This window comes from Bradyrhizobium sp. B039, assembly GCF_038965675.1.
GTDB classification, from domain to species: Bacteria; Pseudomonadota; Alphaproteobacteria; order Rhizobiales; family Xanthobacteraceae; genus Bradyrhizobium; species Bradyrhizobium diazoefficiens.
Genome location: NZ_CP152416.1, coordinates 551,770 through 567,914, shown reverse-complemented (window position 1 = coordinate 567,914; position 16,145 = coordinate 551,770). Strand labels below are relative to the sequence as shown.

General features: G+C 65.9%; 16 protein-coding genes. 7 read left to right on the top strand and 9 right to left on the bottom strand.

The annotated features are described in order from the left end of the window. Position 1: 1 nt before the first annotated feature. Entirely contained in the window at positions 2-1,000 is a 999-nt protein-coding gene (cobS, locus tag AAFG50_RS02540; protein WP_028175820.1) for a cobaltochelatase subunit CobS, read from the bottom strand. A 296-nt stretch (positions 1,001-1,296) separates the two neighbouring features. Here cobS and AAFG50_RS02535 point away from each other — a divergent pair, with 296 nt between their 5' ends. Further along, a complete protein-coding gene (locus tag AAFG50_RS02535; RefSeq protein ID WP_028175819.1) occupies positions 1,297-1,956 on the top strand; it encodes a DedA family protein in 660 nt (219 codons plus the stop codon). A 154-nt stretch (positions 1,957-2,110) separates the two neighbouring features. Here the strand turns inward: AAFG50_RS02535 and AAFG50_RS02530 are convergent, their stop codons facing one another. After that, a complete protein-coding gene (locus AAFG50_RS02530; protein ID WP_011083014.1) occupies positions 2,111-3,328 on the bottom strand; it encodes a citrate synthase family protein in 1,218 nt (405 codons plus the stop codon). A gap of 78 nt (positions 3,329-3,406) precedes the next feature. Between AAFG50_RS02530 and AAFG50_RS02525 the strand changes: the two genes are divergently transcribed. Beyond that, on the top strand, positions 3,407-4,501 hold the full coding sequence (locus tag AAFG50_RS02525) for a citrate synthase/methylcitrate synthase (RefSeq protein ID WP_028175818.1): 1,095 nt from the start codon (positions 3,407-3,409) through the stop codon (positions 4,499-4,501). 246 nt (positions 4,502-4,747) lie between these two features. On the opposite strand, the gene AAFG50_RS02520 is transcribed toward AAFG50_RS02525, so the two are convergent. Then, a complete protein-coding gene (locus tag AAFG50_RS02520) occupies positions 4,748-5,380 on the bottom strand; it encodes a DnaJ domain-containing protein (protein WP_011083016.1) in 633 nt (210 codons plus the stop codon). A gap of 107 nt (positions 5,381-5,487) precedes the next feature. Between AAFG50_RS02520 and AAFG50_RS02515 the strand changes: the two genes are divergently transcribed. Then, positions 5,488-5,757 carry a BolA family protein gene (locus AAFG50_RS02515; protein WP_028175817.1) on the top strand — a complete coding sequence of 90 codons (270 nt, stop codon included), beginning with the start codon at positions 5,488-5,490 and terminating at the stop codon, positions 5,755-5,757. A 91-nt stretch (positions 5,758-5,848) separates the two neighbouring features. Here the strand turns inward: AAFG50_RS02515 and AAFG50_RS02510 are convergent, their stop codons facing one another. The 3 genes from AAFG50_RS02510 to AAFG50_RS02500 form a co-directional block, all read right to left on the bottom strand. Next, a complete protein-coding gene (locus AAFG50_RS02510; protein WP_011083018.1) occupies positions 5,849-7,153 on the bottom strand; it encodes an HlyC/CorC family transporter in 1,305 nt (434 codons plus the stop codon). Positions 7,154-7,244: 91 nt separating this feature from the next. After that, the gene (gene aroB, locus AAFG50_RS02505) at positions 7,245-8,393 is read right to left on the bottom strand and encodes a 3-dehydroquinate synthase (protein ID WP_028175816.1); all 1,149 of its coding nucleotides are present in this window, start codon (positions 8,391-8,393) and stop codon (positions 7,245-7,247) included. Continuing rightward, complete coding sequence (locus AAFG50_RS02500) at positions 8,390-9,013, bottom strand: shikimate kinase (RefSeq protein WP_028175815.1); 624 nt, start codon at positions 9,011-9,013, stop codon at positions 8,390-8,392. Before AAFG50_RS02500 ends, aroB begins: the two co-directional genes overlap by 4 nt. A 171-nt stretch (positions 9,014-9,184) precedes the next feature. Here AAFG50_RS02500 and AAFG50_RS02495 point away from each other — a divergent pair, with 171 nt between their 5' ends. The 4 genes from AAFG50_RS02495 (at position 9,185) to AAFG50_RS02480 (ending at position 13,442) form a co-directional block, all read left to right on the top strand. After that, positions 9,185-9,331 (top strand): hypothetical protein, encoded by a 147-nt coding sequence (locus AAFG50_RS02495; protein WP_011083021.1) that lies wholly within the window; start codon positions 9,185-9,187, stop codon positions 9,329-9,331. 17 nt (positions 9,332-9,348) lie between these two features. After that, positions 9,349-10,305: a site-specific tyrosine recombinase XerD gene (xerD, locus tag AAFG50_RS02490; RefSeq protein WP_028175814.1), complete on the top strand. Its 957-nt coding sequence runs from the start codon at positions 9,349-9,351 to the stop codon at positions 10,303-10,305. 181 nt (positions 10,306-10,486) lie between these two features. Further along, positions 10,487-11,449 (top strand): acetyl-CoA carboxylase carboxyltransferase subunit alpha, encoded by a 963-nt coding sequence (locus AAFG50_RS02485; RefSeq protein ID WP_028175813.1) that lies wholly within the window; start codon positions 10,487-10,489, stop codon positions 11,447-11,449. Positions 11,450-11,870: 421 nt separating this feature from the next. Then, positions 11,871-13,442: a murein L,D-transpeptidase family protein gene (locus AAFG50_RS02480; protein WP_162185884.1), complete on the top strand. Its 1,572-nt coding sequence runs from the start codon at positions 11,871-11,873 to the stop codon at positions 13,440-13,442. Between the two features lie 202 nt (positions 13,443-13,644). On the opposite strand, the gene AAFG50_RS02475 is transcribed toward AAFG50_RS02480, so the two are convergent. Genes AAFG50_RS02475 through AAFG50_RS02465 form a run of 3 tightly spaced genes read right to left on the bottom strand, consistent with a single transcriptional unit; the run spans position 13,645 to position 16,139 of the window. Continuing rightward, positions 13,645-14,340 carry an ABC transporter ATP-binding protein gene (locus tag AAFG50_RS02475; RefSeq protein WP_028175811.1) on the bottom strand — a complete coding sequence of 232 codons (696 nt, stop codon included), beginning with the start codon at positions 14,338-14,340 and terminating at the stop codon, positions 13,645-13,647. After that, a complete protein-coding gene (locus tag AAFG50_RS02470) occupies positions 14,333-15,067 on the bottom strand; it encodes an ABC transporter ATP-binding protein (RefSeq protein ID WP_028175810.1) in 735 nt (244 codons plus the stop codon). The genes AAFG50_RS02475 and AAFG50_RS02470 overlap by 8 nt, the downstream gene beginning before the upstream one ends. After that, on the bottom strand, positions 15,054-16,139 hold the full coding sequence (locus tag AAFG50_RS02465) for a branched-chain amino acid ABC transporter permease (RefSeq protein ID WP_028175809.1): 1,086 nt from the start codon (positions 16,137-16,139) through the stop codon (positions 15,054-15,056). Before AAFG50_RS02465 ends, AAFG50_RS02470 begins: the two co-directional genes overlap by 14 nt. Between the last annotated feature and the right edge of the window lie 6 nt (positions 16,140-16,145).

Sequence of the window (16,145 nt, the reverse complement as noted above, 5' to 3'; positions counted from 1 at the left end):
GTCAGCTGAGCGCCACGTTGACTGCCGATTCCGGCAGCTCCGCATTGAAGCAGCGCTGGTAGAACTCGGCGACCAGGGGACGCTCGAGCTCGTCGCACTTGTTGAGGAAGGTGACGCGGAAGGCGAAACCGATATCGCCGAAGATGTCGGCGTTTTCCGCCCAGGTGATCACCGTGCGCGGGCTCATCACCGTCGACAGATCGCCATTGGCGAACGCGTTGCGGGTGAGATCGGCGAGGCGCACCATCTTGTTGACGATGTCGCGACCTTCCTGGGTGCGATAGTGCTTGGCCTTCGCCAGCACGATCTCCACTTCCTCGTCGTGGCTGAGATAGTTCAGCGTGGTGACGATCGACCAGCGGTCCATCTGGCCCTGGTTGATCTGCTGGGTGCCGTGATAGAGGCCCGAGGTGTCGCCAAGGCCGACCGTGTTGGCGGTCGCAAACAGCCGGAAGGACGGATGCGGCTTGATCACCTTGTTCTGATCCAGGAGCGTCAGGCGGCCGGAGACTTCCAGCACGCGCTGGATCACGAACATCACGTCCGGACGGCCGGCGTCGTATTCGTCGAACACCAGCGCGACGTTGTGCTGGAGCGCCCAGGGCAGGATGCCGTCGCGGAATTCGGTGACCTGCTTGCCGTCGCGGACCACGATCGAGTCCTTGCCGACGAGGTCGATACGGCTGATGTGGCTGTCGAGGTTGACGCGCACGCAGGGCCAGTTCAGGCGGGCGGCGACCTGCTCGATGTGGGTGGATTTGCCGGTACCGTGATAGCCGGTCACCATCACGCGGCGATTGCGGGCGAAGCCGGCGAGAATGGCGAGCGTGGTGGCGCGGTCGAAGCGGTAGTCGGAATCAACTTCAGGCACATGAGGATCGACTTCGGAATAGGCCGGCACTTCGAGATCGCTGTCGATCCCGAACACCTGGCGCACCGACACCTTCATGTCGGGCAAACCGGAAACTTCCTCAACTTTGGACATGGCGGCGGTCGTCATCAATCCTCCGAGGCCCCGGGCGATCCCGAGACCAGTTATTGCACGGTGGCTGCGGCTGGGTGCGTTTGCGAACCTATCAGAGACAACGTGCGGGCAGAAGCCCGCCCTCCAATCAAAGTTCCGTTGTCTTTTCATTTAGATAGGCAAGGAACGCGATTTTTGGAAGGCTGCCCTGCGAATCACGCTCGAATTTCGGGCGGGCCAGCTGGCCTGCCCACGCGAGTGGCACTTTTACCGCTTCTCCTTACTTATGTAGGGTCTGGACCGGCGTAACCCCTCCCACCACGAAAGACGACGTGACGTCATTCCTCGATCCCTTCATCGCTTTCGTCTCGGCCCACGCGTGGCTGGCTTATCTGACCCTGTTCCTGGCAGCGCTTCTGGAAGCCGTTCCAGTGGTGGGATCGGTGGTCCCGGGCTCGACCATCATCCTGGCGCTCAGCGCCCTGATCCCGGGCGGCGAGCTGAAACTCGGCTGGGTGCTGCTGGCGGCCGCGCTCGGGGCCGTGCTGGGTGACGGCTCGGCCTACTGGATCGGGCACCGGCAGCAGCGCGAGATCCTCAACACCTGGCCGCTGACCAATTATCCGCGCGTGGTCGAGGAGAGCGAAAGCTTCTTCCACCGCTTCGGCACCTGGGCCGTGTTCTTTGCCCGCTTCGTGCCGCCGATCCGCGCATTTGTCCCGGTCACGGCCGGCGCGCTCGGGATGCCCCCTGCCCGCTTCTACGCGATCAACATCCCGGCGATCCTGGTCTGGGCCCCCGCGCATGTGCTGCCGGGCGTGCTGGCGGTGTCGGCCCTGCACGAATATGCCGGGCTGCCGCACCATGAGCATGTCGGCAAGCATATCTGGATGCTCGCCGTGATCGGCGGTGCGATCGTGCTGAGCGTGACGGTTTGGATCTATCGTCGGCGGAGCGGTGGTGGTGTCGCGGCGGCCAAGCCGCGGGTCTGATTAGCTTTGGCTGCCACGGCGGACGGAGGTGCGCTCCCTCCCCCGCTTGCGGGGGAGGGTTGTGGGGGGAGGGTGCATCCACAATCGAGAACCCCCAAGAGGAGGGAGCCCTCACCCGCGCCTCCGGCGCGACCTCTCCCGCAAGCGGGAGAGGTTAGGACCCGCCCGTCCGCCGCCCCGGCGCGGGTCCAACGTACCGCGCGCGCGGGCGGATCAGCTTGCCGAACTGCAATTGCTCGCTGGCGTGCGCAATCCAGCCGACGCTGCGGGCCATCGCAAACAGCGCGAGCTCGCTGCCTGCAGGCAGGCGCAGGGCATGCACGAGGACGGCGAGCGCATAGTCGATATTGACGAATTCGCCGGTCGCCTCGGCGATCCGCTCCGGCACTTCGCGCGTGAATTTGCGCGGCGCGCCGGCGCGCGACAACGCATTCAGCAGCGATTGCGCGCGGGGATCGCCGCGCTTGTAGACGCCGTGACCGAAGCCGGCGAAGCGCTCGCCGAGCGCGACGCGTTCGCGCACCACGGGAGCGACATCGCGGTCGACCAGCGTTTTCACCAGCTGCGAAGCCAGCACGCCGGCGCCGCCGTGCTTGGGTCCCTTCAGCGCCGCGAGGCCGGCGATGACGGCATCGTAGAGATTGAGGCCGGTCGAGGCCGCGCAGCGCGCGGTGAAGGTCGAGGCGTTCAGTTCATGATCGGCGAGCAGAACGAGCGCGCGGCGGATCAGATCGGGTGCATGCTTGTTGTCCGCCGCCCAGACGCGCGCGACCTGCTGGTGCAGCGGCTCGGCCGAGGCTTCCGCATTGAGCATGGTCGCAACCAGCAGGCGGACGATGCGCGCGCCGACCATGGCGCGGCCATCGGGAGCGCGGGTGAAGGCGCGGGGATCGGCGCTCGCGGCGAGCGCCAGCACGGCGATGGCGCGGTCGATCGGCGCCGCGCGGCGCGCGGCGCCTGCGATCGTGCGCATCTCCTCGGAGATCTCGGGCTGATTGTCAGGCGCAAACGGATCGACGCCGGAGACGTCCCAGAGCAGCGTTGCCGTGTGCTCCAGCGTGTCGTTCTCGGCGAGGTCGACGCAATTGACGCCCCGATAGATCGCGCCCTCCTCGGTGATGGTCGAGATCTCCGTGTCCATGACCGGCAAGTCGGCATCGAAGCTGCGCAGCCCGCGCGGCTCCGGCGACGGCACCCGGCGCTCCTTCAGGGCGCGGACGTCCTCGGCGCGGTAGCGGTTCTTGCGCGAATCCGGCGTCGGCTCGGAGCGGATCAGGCCGCGGCTGACATAGGCGTAGAGCGTGGCCGGCGAGATCGCGAGTTCGGCGGCCGCCTCCCGGGCGGAGAGGTAGAGCTCATCAGAATTTTTCATATTGATTTATGTAATCAAGATTGATCAATCTGTCGAGAGGCCCGACTTTTGACCTGCGTAGAACAGGAGATTTGGGCCATGAACATCCACCTCACCAAAAGTCAGATCGGGCTGGACGGCGTTCCCGCGGCCGAGACCGTGCTGAGCCATGTCGACGGCGAGCGCGGCGAGCTGATCATCGCCGGCGAGCATGTCGGCCGGCTGGCCGCCAAATCGAGCTTTGAGGGCGTCACCGCCCGGCTCTGGAACGGCGCCAGCAAGACCTCGCTGAGCGAGGCCAATGTGCGGGCGAGCCTGGGCGCCGCACGCGAGCGCGCCTTCGCGCGGCTCGCCGAGCTACTGCCGGCGACGCACGGCATGGGAATCGTCGACGGGTTTCGCGCGGCCGTCGCGGGCCTTCGCGCCGAGCACGGGCTGGAGCATGAGGCGACCATCGTCGGCGCCTTTCCGGTGATATCAGGCGCGCTGGTCCGGCGCGCCAAGGGGCTCGATCCGGTCGCGCCCGATCCAAGCGCGAGCCACGCCGCCGACACGCTGCGCATGCTGCATGGGCGCGCGCCGGCAACGCGCGAGGTTACGGCGCTGGATGCCTATCTCGTCACCGTCTGCGACCACGGCATGAACGCCTCGACCTTCACCACGCGCGTGGTGGCCTCGACCCAGGCCGATCTGTTCGCAGCCGTCACCGCCGGCTATTGCGCACTGACCGGTCCCTTGCATGGCGGCGCGCCGGAGCCGGTGCTGGAAATGCTCGATGCGATCGGCTCGCGCGAGCGGATCCAGCCCTGGGTGGATGCCGCGCTCGCACGCGGCGAGCGGATGATGGGTTTTGGGCATCGCGTCTATCGCGTGCGCGATCCGCGCGCCGACGTGCTGAAGACCGCGATCGAGGCCCTCGCCTCCAACGGCGCCGACCTGCCGTTTGCCGGCGAGGTCGAGGCCTATATCCGCAGCGCGCTGCGCAAGAAGAACCCGGACCGGCCGCTGGAGACGAATGTGGAGTTCTTCACCGCGATCCTGCTCGATGCGCTCGCGATTCCAAGGCAGGCGTTCACGCCGATCTTCGCGGTGGCGCGCGCCGCCGGCTGGACCGCGCATGCGCGCGAGCAGCAGCGCACCGGGCGGCTGATCAGGCCGAGCTCGTCTTATGTGGGGGCGGTGCCGAAGGCCTAGGGCCAGTAGCTTTGAACGGAATGATGACGACGGAGTGGTTCACTCCGTCGTCGTCCCGGCGAAGGCCGGGACCCATACCGCGTGATTTATCGATAGTGGGAGGTGGGAGTACCGCGGGAAGACGTCTTCACTGCGAGTCTTCGCCAAACCACTCCCTGGGGTTATGGGTCCCGGCCTTCGCCGGGACGACATCGAGAGTTTGGCTGCGACCGTCAGACTCTCGGAGGACGACGACCGCAAGAGGCCCTACGCCTCCCGCACCACCGTCTTCAGATAATTATACGCCTTGATGATCTCGATCAGGCGGTCTTCGGTCGAGCGGTCGCCGCCGTTGGCGTCGGGGTGGTGCTGCTTCACCAGCGCCTTGTACTTGCTCTTGACGTCGGCGAGCGTGGCACTGGGGCCGAGGCCCATGACCTGGAGCGCCTTGCGCTCGGCGTTCATCACCTTGCGCGTCTCGGCCTTGGGCTGGGCGTCCGGACCCTTCCGCCAGTTGGCGCGGCCATTGATCTCGCTGAACATGCTGAACGGATCGGACGCCATGTCGATATCGGCTTCCGCACCCTTCTTGCCGCCATTGGCGCCCATCTTCCAGGTCGGGCGGTGGCCGGTCAGCGCATCCTTCTGGTAGCGCGCGACGGCGTCGGCATTCATGCCGGAGAAGAAATTGTAGTTCTGGTTGTACTCGCGCACGTGATTGAGGCAGAAGTGCCAGTACTCGCGCTGGTTCTCACGCCCCTTCGGCGCGCGGTGTGCGCCCTTGTTCTGGCATCCGGCCCATTCGCACGCGACCGCGGTGTCGCGCGGCTTCACCTCGGGCTGCTTGCCCCGCGGCTTGACGCGGATGGAGTCGAAGAACTTTGATGAATCGATCGGCATGGCTGACTTTGACTACGCAATGCAAAAACCTTCAAGTCTTGACATTGCAATTAGCTGCGAACCCGGCAAATAACGGAGTGCGACCTCTGCACCTGAATGGCACACACATGGCTATGAGCGACATTATCAGCAACAAGTTGCAGGAAGCTTTCACGCCGGAAAGCCTGCAGGTTGTCGACGAGTCACACCTGCATGAGGGCCATGCCGGCCATCGGCCCAGCGGCGAGACGCACTTTCGCGTTTATATTGTGTCTCAAGCCTTCAAAGGGAAGAGCCGGGTCGATCGCCACCGCATGATAAATGCGGCGCTGGCCGCGGAACTCTCCGGCACCGTGCACGCGCTCGCCATCCACGCGCAGGCGCCGGGGGAAAATTAGCTCGGTCATTCCGGGGCGGCTCAAAGAGCCGAACCCGGAATCTCGAGATTCCGGGTTCGATGCTTCGCATCGCCCCGGAATGACTGAGGGCTTAGAACGACGTCCCCGCCCTTCTCGGCTTGGCTTCCTCCATCTCGGCCTCGCGCGGCACCGGTGAAATACGGAGCGCGGTGATGCGGTTGCGTTCGCGGCGCAGGACGCGGAAGCGGAAGCCGTGGAACGTGAAGCTCTGGCCGCGATCGGGGATCGAGCGCGCCTCGTGAATGACGAGGCCGGCGACCGTGGTTGCCTCTCCATCGGGCAGATGCCAGTCCATGGCGCGGTTGAGATCGCGGATCGGCACCGAGCCGTCGACCACGACCGAGCCGTCCGGCTGGGCGCGCACGCCGGCGACCACGACGTCGTGCTCGTCGGAGATGTCGCCGACGATCTCTTCCAGAATGTCCTCCAGCGTCACGAGACCTTCGACTTCGCCGTACTCGTCGACGACGAGCGCGAAATGGGTCTTGCGGCGGCGGAACGCCTTGAGCTGCTCGGACACGGGACGCATCTCCGGCACGAACCAGGGCGGCAGCGCGATGGTGGAGACGTCGATGCGCGAAGTGTCGCCTTCGGAGGCGCGGATCGCGCGCAAGAGATCCTTGGCGTGGAGCACGCCGATGATGTTTTCCGGCTTCTCGCGCCAGAGCGGAATGCGGGTGTATTCGGTCGCCAGCACCTCGCGCAACAGCTCCTCGGGCGGCAGGTCGGCGTTGATCATCATCATCTCGGTGCGATGGATCATGACGTCGGAAACCTGGAGCTCGCGCAGGTCGAGCAGGCCGCCGAGCATGTCGCGGTCCTGCTTCTCGAACTTGCCCTCGTGATGCAACAGGTCGACCGCGCCGCGCAGGCGCTCGGTCGGCGACAGGATGGCCTGGTGCTCGCCGGCAAGGCCGAACAGGCGCATCAAGAGGCGCACGATGACTTCGACGATCTTGAGCAGCGGCCCCAGCACATACATGGTCAGCCGCATCGGGCGCGCGACCGCAAGCGCCATGCGGTCGGGCGCGTTGATGGCGATGGTTTTGGGCAGCACCTCGGCGAAGATCACCACCAGCGCGGTCATCACGCCGGTGGCGTAGAGCACGCCGACATCGCCGAACCAGGACGTGAAGATGGCGGTGGCGAGCGCGGAGGCGCCGATATTGGCGATGTTGTTGCCGAGCAGCAGCGCGCCGATCAGGCGCTCGCGCATGTCGAGCAATTGCGAGACGACGTCGGCGTCGTGATTACCCTGCTTGGAGAGTCGCAGCATGCTGGCGCGCGAGGCGCCGGTCAGCGCGGTCTCGCTCGCCGCGAAGAACGCCGAGACCAGCAGGCAGAGGACGACGATGGTGAATCCGAGCCAGTCCATGCACCACTCGAGTTTCTTGTCTTGACGCGTTTTCCTTGCGCGAACCGGTCCCCACTTCGCTCGAAAACGCTTTCACGAATTCAGCCGCGCATCAGGCCTTCTGCGCGAGCTTCTCTTTCAGGAAGTCGCGCACCGGGGCCGGCTCGACGTCCTTTGCGATCACGGCGCGCCCGACCGCCTCCAGCAGGATGAAGGTGAGCTTGCCGCGCTTGACCTTCTTGTCCTGCGCCATCAGGGCCATCAGCGCGTCGGCATCGGCAAGCCCTTCCTGCGAAAAGCCCGCGATGTCCTGCAAGCGGGTCGGCAGGCCGGCCTCGATGAGATGCCGCTCGACGCGCGCCGCGTCGGCCTCGCCGATCATGCCGAGCTTGGCCGAGAACTGCGCCGCTAGCGTCATGCCGATCGCGACGCCCTCGCCGTGGAACAGACGGTCGGAGAAGCCGGTCGCAGCTTCCAGCGCGTGACCAAAGGTGTGGCCGAGATTGAGCAGCGCGCGTTCGCCGGTCTCGCGCTCGTCGCGCGAGACGATTCCGGCCTTGGCACGGCAGGAGGTGGCGATCGCGTGCTCGCGCGCTGATCCGCCCTTGAAGATGTCGGAATGGTTCTTTTCCAGCCAGGTGAAGAAGGCCTCATCGCCGAGCACGCCGTATTTGGCGACCTCGGCATAGCCGGCGTGGAACTGGCGCGGCGACAGCGTGTCGAGCACGGCGGTGTCGGCGATGACCAGCACCGGCTGGTGGAAGGCGCCGAGCAGATTCTTGCCCTGCGGCGAGTTGATGCCGGTCTTGCCGCCGACGCTGGAATCGACCTGCGCCAGCAGCGAGGTCGGCACCTGCACGAAATCGACGCCGCGGCGCAGGATCGCGGCGGCAAAGCCGGCGAGATCGCCGACCACACCGCCGCCGAGCGCGATGACGAGATCGTTGCGCTCGATCTTCGCGGCGATCAGGGCTTCGCTGACCTTTTCCAGGCCGGCATAGGTCTTGGAGATCTCGCCTTCCTCGACGACGATGCGCGACGTCGGGATGCCGGCGGCCGCGAGCGATGCTTCGGCCGGCTCGAGCCAGTGCTTTGCAACGGTACGGTCGGTGACAACAGCCGTGCGCACGCCTGGGCGCAGCGCTGCGACCCGTTCGCCGAGCGAGGCCAGCACGCCGCGGCCGATGACGATGTCATAGGCGCGGTCGCCGAGCGCGACGTCGACGTTGACGGGATCGGAATGTTTCAACGGCGCAGTCATCGTACGGCACTCGCAACGTCGGCAGGTGGTTGGGCGGCCTGTTCGCCGCAGAGATGGGCGCGCAGCGTCTCGATACACTCCTCGACGATCTTGTCGTGCGGCACGTCGCGCGAGGCGATGGTGAGGTCGGCATGGCTGTAGACCGGCTCGCGCTCGGTGAGCAGGCGCGTCACGGTTCCCTCGGGGTCGGCGGTCTGGAGCAACGGGCGGTCGGCGCGGCGGCGGACGCGGCGCATGATGACGTCGTGGTCGGCCTTCAGCCAGATCGAGACCGCCTTGGCCGCGATGCGTGCGCGCGTCTCCTCGCGCATGAAGGCGCCGCCGCCGGTCGCCAGCACCACCGGGCCGCCGTCGAGCAGGCGCGCGATCACGCGGGCCTCGCCGTCGCGGAAATGGCCCTCGCCATGGCGCTCGAAAATCTCCGGTATGGTCATGCCGGCCGCCGCCTCGATCTCGGTGTCCGCATCGACGAAGGGCAGCTTGAGCCGGGCCGCCATGCGGCGGCCGATGGTGGATTTGCCCACCCCCATCATGCCGACGAGCACGATCGAGCGCGCCCCGAGCGCCGACAGGATGTCGGCCTCAGGCGATGCTTGTATCGGCAACGCGGCGTCGGACATGGGTCTCGCTCTGGATCTCGCTCGATCTGCCGCCAAAAACGGCCTGCTTTGGCCACCTATACGACCCCAAAGGGGGCCTCGCCAGAGGACTCTTGCCACGAAACGGCGAACATGTTGGATGATTTCATTGGTTAATTTGCCTGCCAAGTCCCCTACAGAGACCCCAGACCGATGCCCAGCCTGTTCCGCTTCCTGACGGTCGTCGCCGTGATCGCCGGCATCGTCTATGGCGTGATTTTCGCGCTGGCGAACTTCGTCAATCCCAAGCCGCGGGAAATGTCGGTGACGATCCCGCCGGATAAGTTTCTCAAGAAATAGGGGTTAGCCTCCAGGGCATGCGTGCAAAGCCCTCAGACGCCAAGCTCACCGGCCTGTTCCTCGACATGCTCGCGGCGGAACAGGGCGCCGGCCCCAATACGCTCGATGCCTACCGCCGCGACCTCACGGACTTCTCCGAGTTTCTGGGCCGCGTCGGCCACAGTTTTGCGGACGCCGAAACCCAAACGCTGCGCGACTATCTCGCCGATCTCGACACGCGTGGCTTCAAATCCACCAGCGTCGCGCGCCGCCTGTCGGCGATGCGGCATCTCTACCGCTTCCTGCTGAACGAGCGGATTCGCGGCGACGATCCCGCCGCGATCCTGTCCGGCCCGAAACGCGGCCGCGGCCTGCCAAAGGTGCTGTCGATCGCGGATGTCGACCGCATGCTCCGCCGCGCCAGGGAATTGAGCGAGGCGGAGGATGCCTCGCCCTCGAAGCGGCTGCGCGCCTTGCGGCTCTATTGCCTGCTCGAGGTGCTGTACGCCACGGGCCTGCGCGTCTCCGAGCTGGTGGCGCTGCCGCGCACGGCGGCCAAGCGCGACGCCCGCATGATCGTGGTGCGCGGCAAGGGCAACAAGGAGCGGCTGGTGCCGCTGAACGAGGCCTCGCGGCAGGCGATGGCGGATTATCTCGCCGCGACCGAAGCCGCGAAATCCGACAAGAAGACCAGCGTTGCCGCCTCGAAATGGCTGTTCCCCTCCTTCGGCGAGAGCGGGCATCTGACCCGGCAGCATTTCGCCCGCGACCTCAAGGAGCTCGCGGTCGCCTCCGGGCTTCAGGCCCGGCTGGTCTCCCCGCACGTGCTGCGCCACGCCTTTGCCAGCCACCTCCTGCACAACGGCGCTGACTTACGCATCGTGCAGACCCTGCTCGGCCACACCGACATCTCGACCACCCAGATCTACACCCATGTGGTCGAGGAGCGGCTGAAGAGCCTGGTGCGCGACCTGCACCCGCTGGCGGAGAAGTAGGCCTGCCGCAGCTGAAACCGCCTTGACTTCGGCCACATCTCCGCAGAAAGAGCCGTGGCCTCACGATTGAATTGGCGGGCTGCCCAGAAGCCCACAAGCCAACTCATTGAAGAGGCTACACTTCTTTCCGCAGGTCCGAAATCGCTTCGCCGCCTCGCCCCGTCCTCCCTATATTGAGTTGATGCAAGACCAGATGCGCAGCTATCTCGACTTCGAAAAGCCCGTCGCCGAGCTCGACTCCAAGGTCGACGAGCTGCGGACGCTCGCGGCCTCCGGGACCGACATCACCGACGAGATCGGGCGGATCGAGGACAAGGCGGCGCAGGCGCTGGCCGACCTCTATACGAACCTGTCGCCGTGGCAGAAGACGCTGGTCGCGCGCCATCCGCAGCGGCCGCATTTCAACGATTTCATCAAAGGCCTGATCACCGAATTCACGCCGCTCGCCGGCGACCGCAAGTTCGGCGAGGACGAGGCCCTGGTCGCCGGCTTCGGCCGCTTCCGCGGCGAGCCGATCTGCGTGATGGGCCAGGAAAAGGGCGATTCCACCGAAAGCCGCATCCGGCACAATTTCGGCATGGCGCGGCCCGAGGGCTATCGCAAATGCGTGCGGCTGATGGAGATGGCCGAGCGATTCGGCCTGCCGGTGCTGTCGCTCGCCGATTCCGCCGGAGCCTATCCCGGCATCGGCGCCGAGGAGCGCGGCCAGGCCGAGGCGATCGCGCGCTCGACCGATGCGTGCCTGTCGCTGGGCGTGCCGAACGTCGCCATCATCACCGGTGAAGGCATGTCGGGCGGCGCCATCGCGATCACCACCGCCAACCGGGTGCTGATGCTGGAGCACGCGATCTACAGCGTGATCTCGCCAGAGGCGGCCTCCTCCATCCTCTGGCGCGACGGCACCAAGGCGCAGGAAGCCGCCAACAACATGAAGATCACCGCCCAGGACATGCTCCGCTTCGGGGTGATCGACAGCATTTTGAAGGAGCCGGTCGGCGGCGCCCACCGCGACCCCGCCGCCATGATCGCCACCACGGGCGAGGCCATCGCCAGGGCGTTTGACGAGCTCCGCGGCCTCGACGGCGACGCCATCCGCAAGCAGCGTCGGCAGAAATTCCTCGATATCGGCCGGAAACTGGGCTGATTCGGGGGCCCCGACGTCGTCATTCCGGGGCGATGCGAAGCATCGAACCCGGAATCTCGAGATTCCGGGTCCGCCCTTCGGGCGCCCCGGAATGACGGTTGGAGCCCGGTAACCCCGCATTAACCCTTTTTTTGCCCAAATCGGCGATCTGAGTCCCAATTGGGCAGGAAGGCCCAAGTAAGGCCCAAAGTCGCGTCCATTTAGTCTCTGTTGACCATGCTACTGGGCCAACGGGCTCGTGATCCCCGCTCGGGTTGCGACCACATGACCCAGAGGTTAGAATTTTAATCAATGGCTTCAGGGCATAAGCGCTGGAGTGTGGTTTGAAAAAGCCCGTCACGACGGGTCCGGATCTCCGGTCGGATCATGCTCCAAAGAATTGGGGTTCGCGCTCTCTGCCCGGCACGGTGTGGGGTCCATCTTGATTTCTCGTTCGCTTGCTCGCGCGCTCTTGGCTTCGGTTGCGCTGCTGACGGCCAGTGTCCTGCTGGCCGGCTGCGACACCGACCAGGTTTCGCTCGCGACCAACGCCAAGGCCAACCAGCCGGTGCCGCCAAAGCTTCTCGCCGCGATGGTCGAGAAGGACATGGATCTGCAGTCCCCGATCCTGGTCCGCCTGTTCAAGCAGGAAGCCGAGCTCGAAGTCTGGAAGCAGACCCGCAACGGCCAGTTCGCGCTGCTCAAGACCTATCCGATCTGCCGCTGGTCGGGCGATCTGGGTCCGAAGGTGCGCGAAGGTGACCGCCAGGCGCCGGAAGGATTCTACTCGATCAATCCGGGCCAGATGAATCCGCAGTCGGCCTATTACCTCTCGTTCAACACGGGCTATCCGAACGCGTTCGACAAGGCTTTGGGCCGTACCGGCTCGCAGCTGATGGTGCATGGCGATTGTTCTTCGCGCGGCTGTTACGCCATGACGGACGAGCAGATCGCGGAGATCTATTCGCTCGGCCGCGAGTCCTTCTTCGGCGGGCAGAAGGCGTTCCAGCTGCAGGCCTATCCGTTCAAGATGACGCCGGTGAACATGGCCAAGCACCGGAACAATCCGAACATGCCGTTCTGGAAGATGATCAAGGAAGGCTATGATCATTTCGAGGTGACGCGGCAGGAGCCGAAGGTCGATTTCTGCGAGAAGAAGTACGTCTTCGACGCGGCGAAGACGCCCGATGCCAAGCGCGATCCGGTGTTCGACGCCTCGGCAAAGTGCCCGGCCTATGTGATCCCCGAGGACATCGCGAGCGCCGTGCGCGAGAAGGACGCGCGCGACCAGGCCGAGTACGCCAAGCTCGTCGCCAAGGGCACGCCGGTGGCGCGCATGAACACCGGCATCGACGGCGGCATGAACAAGATCTTCGCCGCCAAGATTCCGGAAGGCTCGACCGGCCTGTCGGAGGGCGCCGAAGGCACCACGCTGCAGATGCTGGCAATGGCGAAGGCGCCGGGCACGATCCCCGGCCACGTCAATCCGCCGAAGCCGAATTTCGACGCGGCCGCTCCCTCGCCGCAGGAAGAGCCGGTCGTCGCCGTCAGCGCGCCCGCGACCAGCACGCGCGTCGCGGCCGCCGCGCCCGCCGAGAAATCCCAAGAGAAATCGCAGGGCGGCGGCTTCTTCTCCAACCTCGGCCGCAAGATGGGCCTTGGCACCGCCGACACGACGGCGACCACGCCTCCGCCGTCACAAGCCACGGCGTCCGTGGCCCCGGCCACAACGTCCACGACGCCGCCGACGGCAGCGTCCAGGCTGAAGGCCGCAGTCACCCGGTTCGTGCCGGGCCATGACAAGTCCAAGGATGCAGCGAAGGACGCGCCGAAGCCGGCTGTGGCCGCCGCCAAGCCGGCAGAGCCGGTGAAGCCCGACACGCGCCTCGCCGCAACGCGTCCTGCGCTGAAGCCGTCGGTGTCGGATGGTGCGGGTGACAGCGGCCAGATGGCAGGCGCGGCACCGGTGGTGTCGTCGAACTCGTTCGACAGCCGGTTTGGGGCGGTGAAGTAAGCGCGCGGCCTCTCCGCGCGTTCTCTCCGGTCTATTCCAGCCTGACGCCGTCATTCCCCGCGAAGGCGGGGAATCCAGCATTCCAGAGGCACCAATTAGCGATCGAGAAGCCGCGGCGTACTGGATGCCCCGCCTTCGCGGGGAATGACGGGTGAGGTGGGACGAGAGTACCGCGCCTCACTCGCAGGTGAGCAGCGCTACCTTACGGCGCCAGATACCGCAGCAGTTCCGGATTGCCCCTCACCTCGCCCGCCTCGCCCTGCAGCGCGACCCTTCCGCGGTCAAGCACGTAGGCGTAGTCGGCGACGCGCAGCGCGAGGTCGAGGTGCTGCTCGACGATGATGACGGCGATCTCTTTCGCGAGCTCGATCAGGCGCTCGGTGATCTCCTCGATGACGCCGATCCAGACGCCTTCGGTGGGCTCGTCGAGCAGCAGCAGTTTTGGATCCCCTAACATGGCACGGCCGATGGCGAGCATCTTGCGCTCGCCGCCGGAGAGCGTGCCGGCGGGCTGGTCGAGGCGCTGGCCGAGCTTCGGGAAGATGGTCAGCACGTGATCGACTGCGTCGGCCTTGCTGCTCGCGAGCGAGCCGACCGCGAGATTGTCGCGCACCGACAGGCGCGCGAACACCGAATGCTCCTGCGGGACGTAGCCGATGCCGGCGCGCACGCGCTCCTGGGTCGCGCGGCGGCTGATGTCGCGGCCGTCGAAGGCGACCTCGCCCTTCCACGCCGGCAGCTCGCCGACGATGGTCTTCATCAGCGTGGTCTTGCCGGCGCCGTTGCGCCCGAGCACGGCGACGCCGCCGCGCCAGGGAATGCCGAGGTTGACGTCGAACAGGACCTGGCTGCGGCCATAGCCGGCGTCGAGATGCTTGATGTCCAAAAATTCAGGCACGGCGCAGATAGATCTCCTGGACGGATTTGTTGGCCTGGATCTCGGACACGGTGCCTGACGCCAGCACCTTGCCCTGGTCGAGCACGGTCAGGCGATCGCAGATGTCGCGGATGAAATCGAGATCGTGCTCGACGATGACGAGCGAGCAATGTTTCTTGATCGGCTGGAGCAATTCGCCGGTGACGCGGCGCTCCTCGAGGCTCATGCCGCCGGTCGGCTCGTCCAGCAGCAGGAGCTTTGGTTTTCCGGCAAGCGCCATCGCGATCTCCAGCCATTGCTGCTGGCCGTGCGACAGCGCCGCCGCCGCGTCGAAGGCGCGGTCGGCGAGACGAAACTGCGTCAGCATGGTCATGACCTGGTCGTGCAGCGCGCCGCGCGTGCGCGAGAACACGAGGTCGAGCAGCGAGGATTGCGCCTGGAGCGCGAGCAGGATGTTGTCGTACAGCGTCAGCGTCGGCAGCACGCTCGTGATCTGGAATTTCAGGCTCATGCCGGCGCGGGCGCGCTCGGTCGGCGTGAACGCGGTGATGTCGGTGTTGATAAAACTCACCTTGCCCTGCGTCGGCACCTCGGCGCCGGCAATGCACTTCATCAGCGTGCTCTTGCCGGAGCCGTTCGGACCGATCAGGCCGTGAAACTCGTTCTCGCCGACGGTGAGGGCTGCGCCGTCGAGCGCGGTGAGCTTGCCGAAGATCTTTTGGATGCCGGCGGCCTCAAGGAGCGGCATTGCGCTTCTCCTTTGGCGTGGCACCGAAGCTGCCGACACGCTCGCGCTCACCGAGCGCGAAGCTGATCAGGCCGAGCGGCCGGAACAGGATCACGAGCAGCAGCAGCAAGCCCAGGATGATAGGCCAGATGTCACGATAATTGTCGGACAGCCAGAAGCTGACGCCTTCGACGATGATCGCGCCGATGACCGCGCCGATCAGCGTGCCGGAGCCGCCGAACAGCACATAGAGCACCACCTGTGTCGAGACGACGACGCCGACCATGTTGGGCCAGACGAAACCTTCGTGGAAGGCATAGAGGCTGCCGGCAAGGCCGGCGACGCCGCCGCCGATGGTGAAGATGATCGCTTTCAGATGCTGCGCCTTGTAGCCGAAGAAGGCGATACGCTGCTCGTTCTCGCGCAGGCCCGCCAGCGCGAGGCCAAACTGCGAGCGCACCAGGAAGCGGCAGAGCAGGTAGACTACGACGAGGATGCCGAGCACGAGATAGTAGAAGGCGGGCCCTTCCGAGAATTCGTAACCACCGAGCGTCATCGGCGCGATCGAGGGAATACCGTTCTGGCCGCCGAGATAGTACCAGCCGCGCGCGAGGCGGTCGGCGGCGTAGGAGCCGGTGAGCGTGCCCAGCGACACGAAGATCACGCTGGAGGGATGCCGTCCCAGCAGCAGGAAGCCGCCGAGCAGCAGCGCGAAGGTGAGGCCGATGATGGTGCCCGCGGGGAGCACCAGGAAGATGTTGGTGATGTCGAGGTCGCGCGCGAGCAGCGCCACGCCATACCCGGCCGAGCCGAAGAACAGGGCCTGGCCAAAGCTCATGATGCCGGCATAGCCCCAGACCAGATCGAACGACAGGGCGAACAGCGCGAGGATGATCACGCGCGTCGCGAACACCGTGAGATAGTCCTGCAGCACCAGCGGCGCGAGCAGCGCGGCGACGAGCACCACGCCCTCCACGATCGGCAGGACTCTTCGTCCCGCCGCGACCTGTCCCGCCGCTTCGCGTTCAGCCATCGCATCGTCCGCTTCGTCGCCGGCGATGGCTTCCCTTACCACACTCATCGACTTCGGCATTCCGCC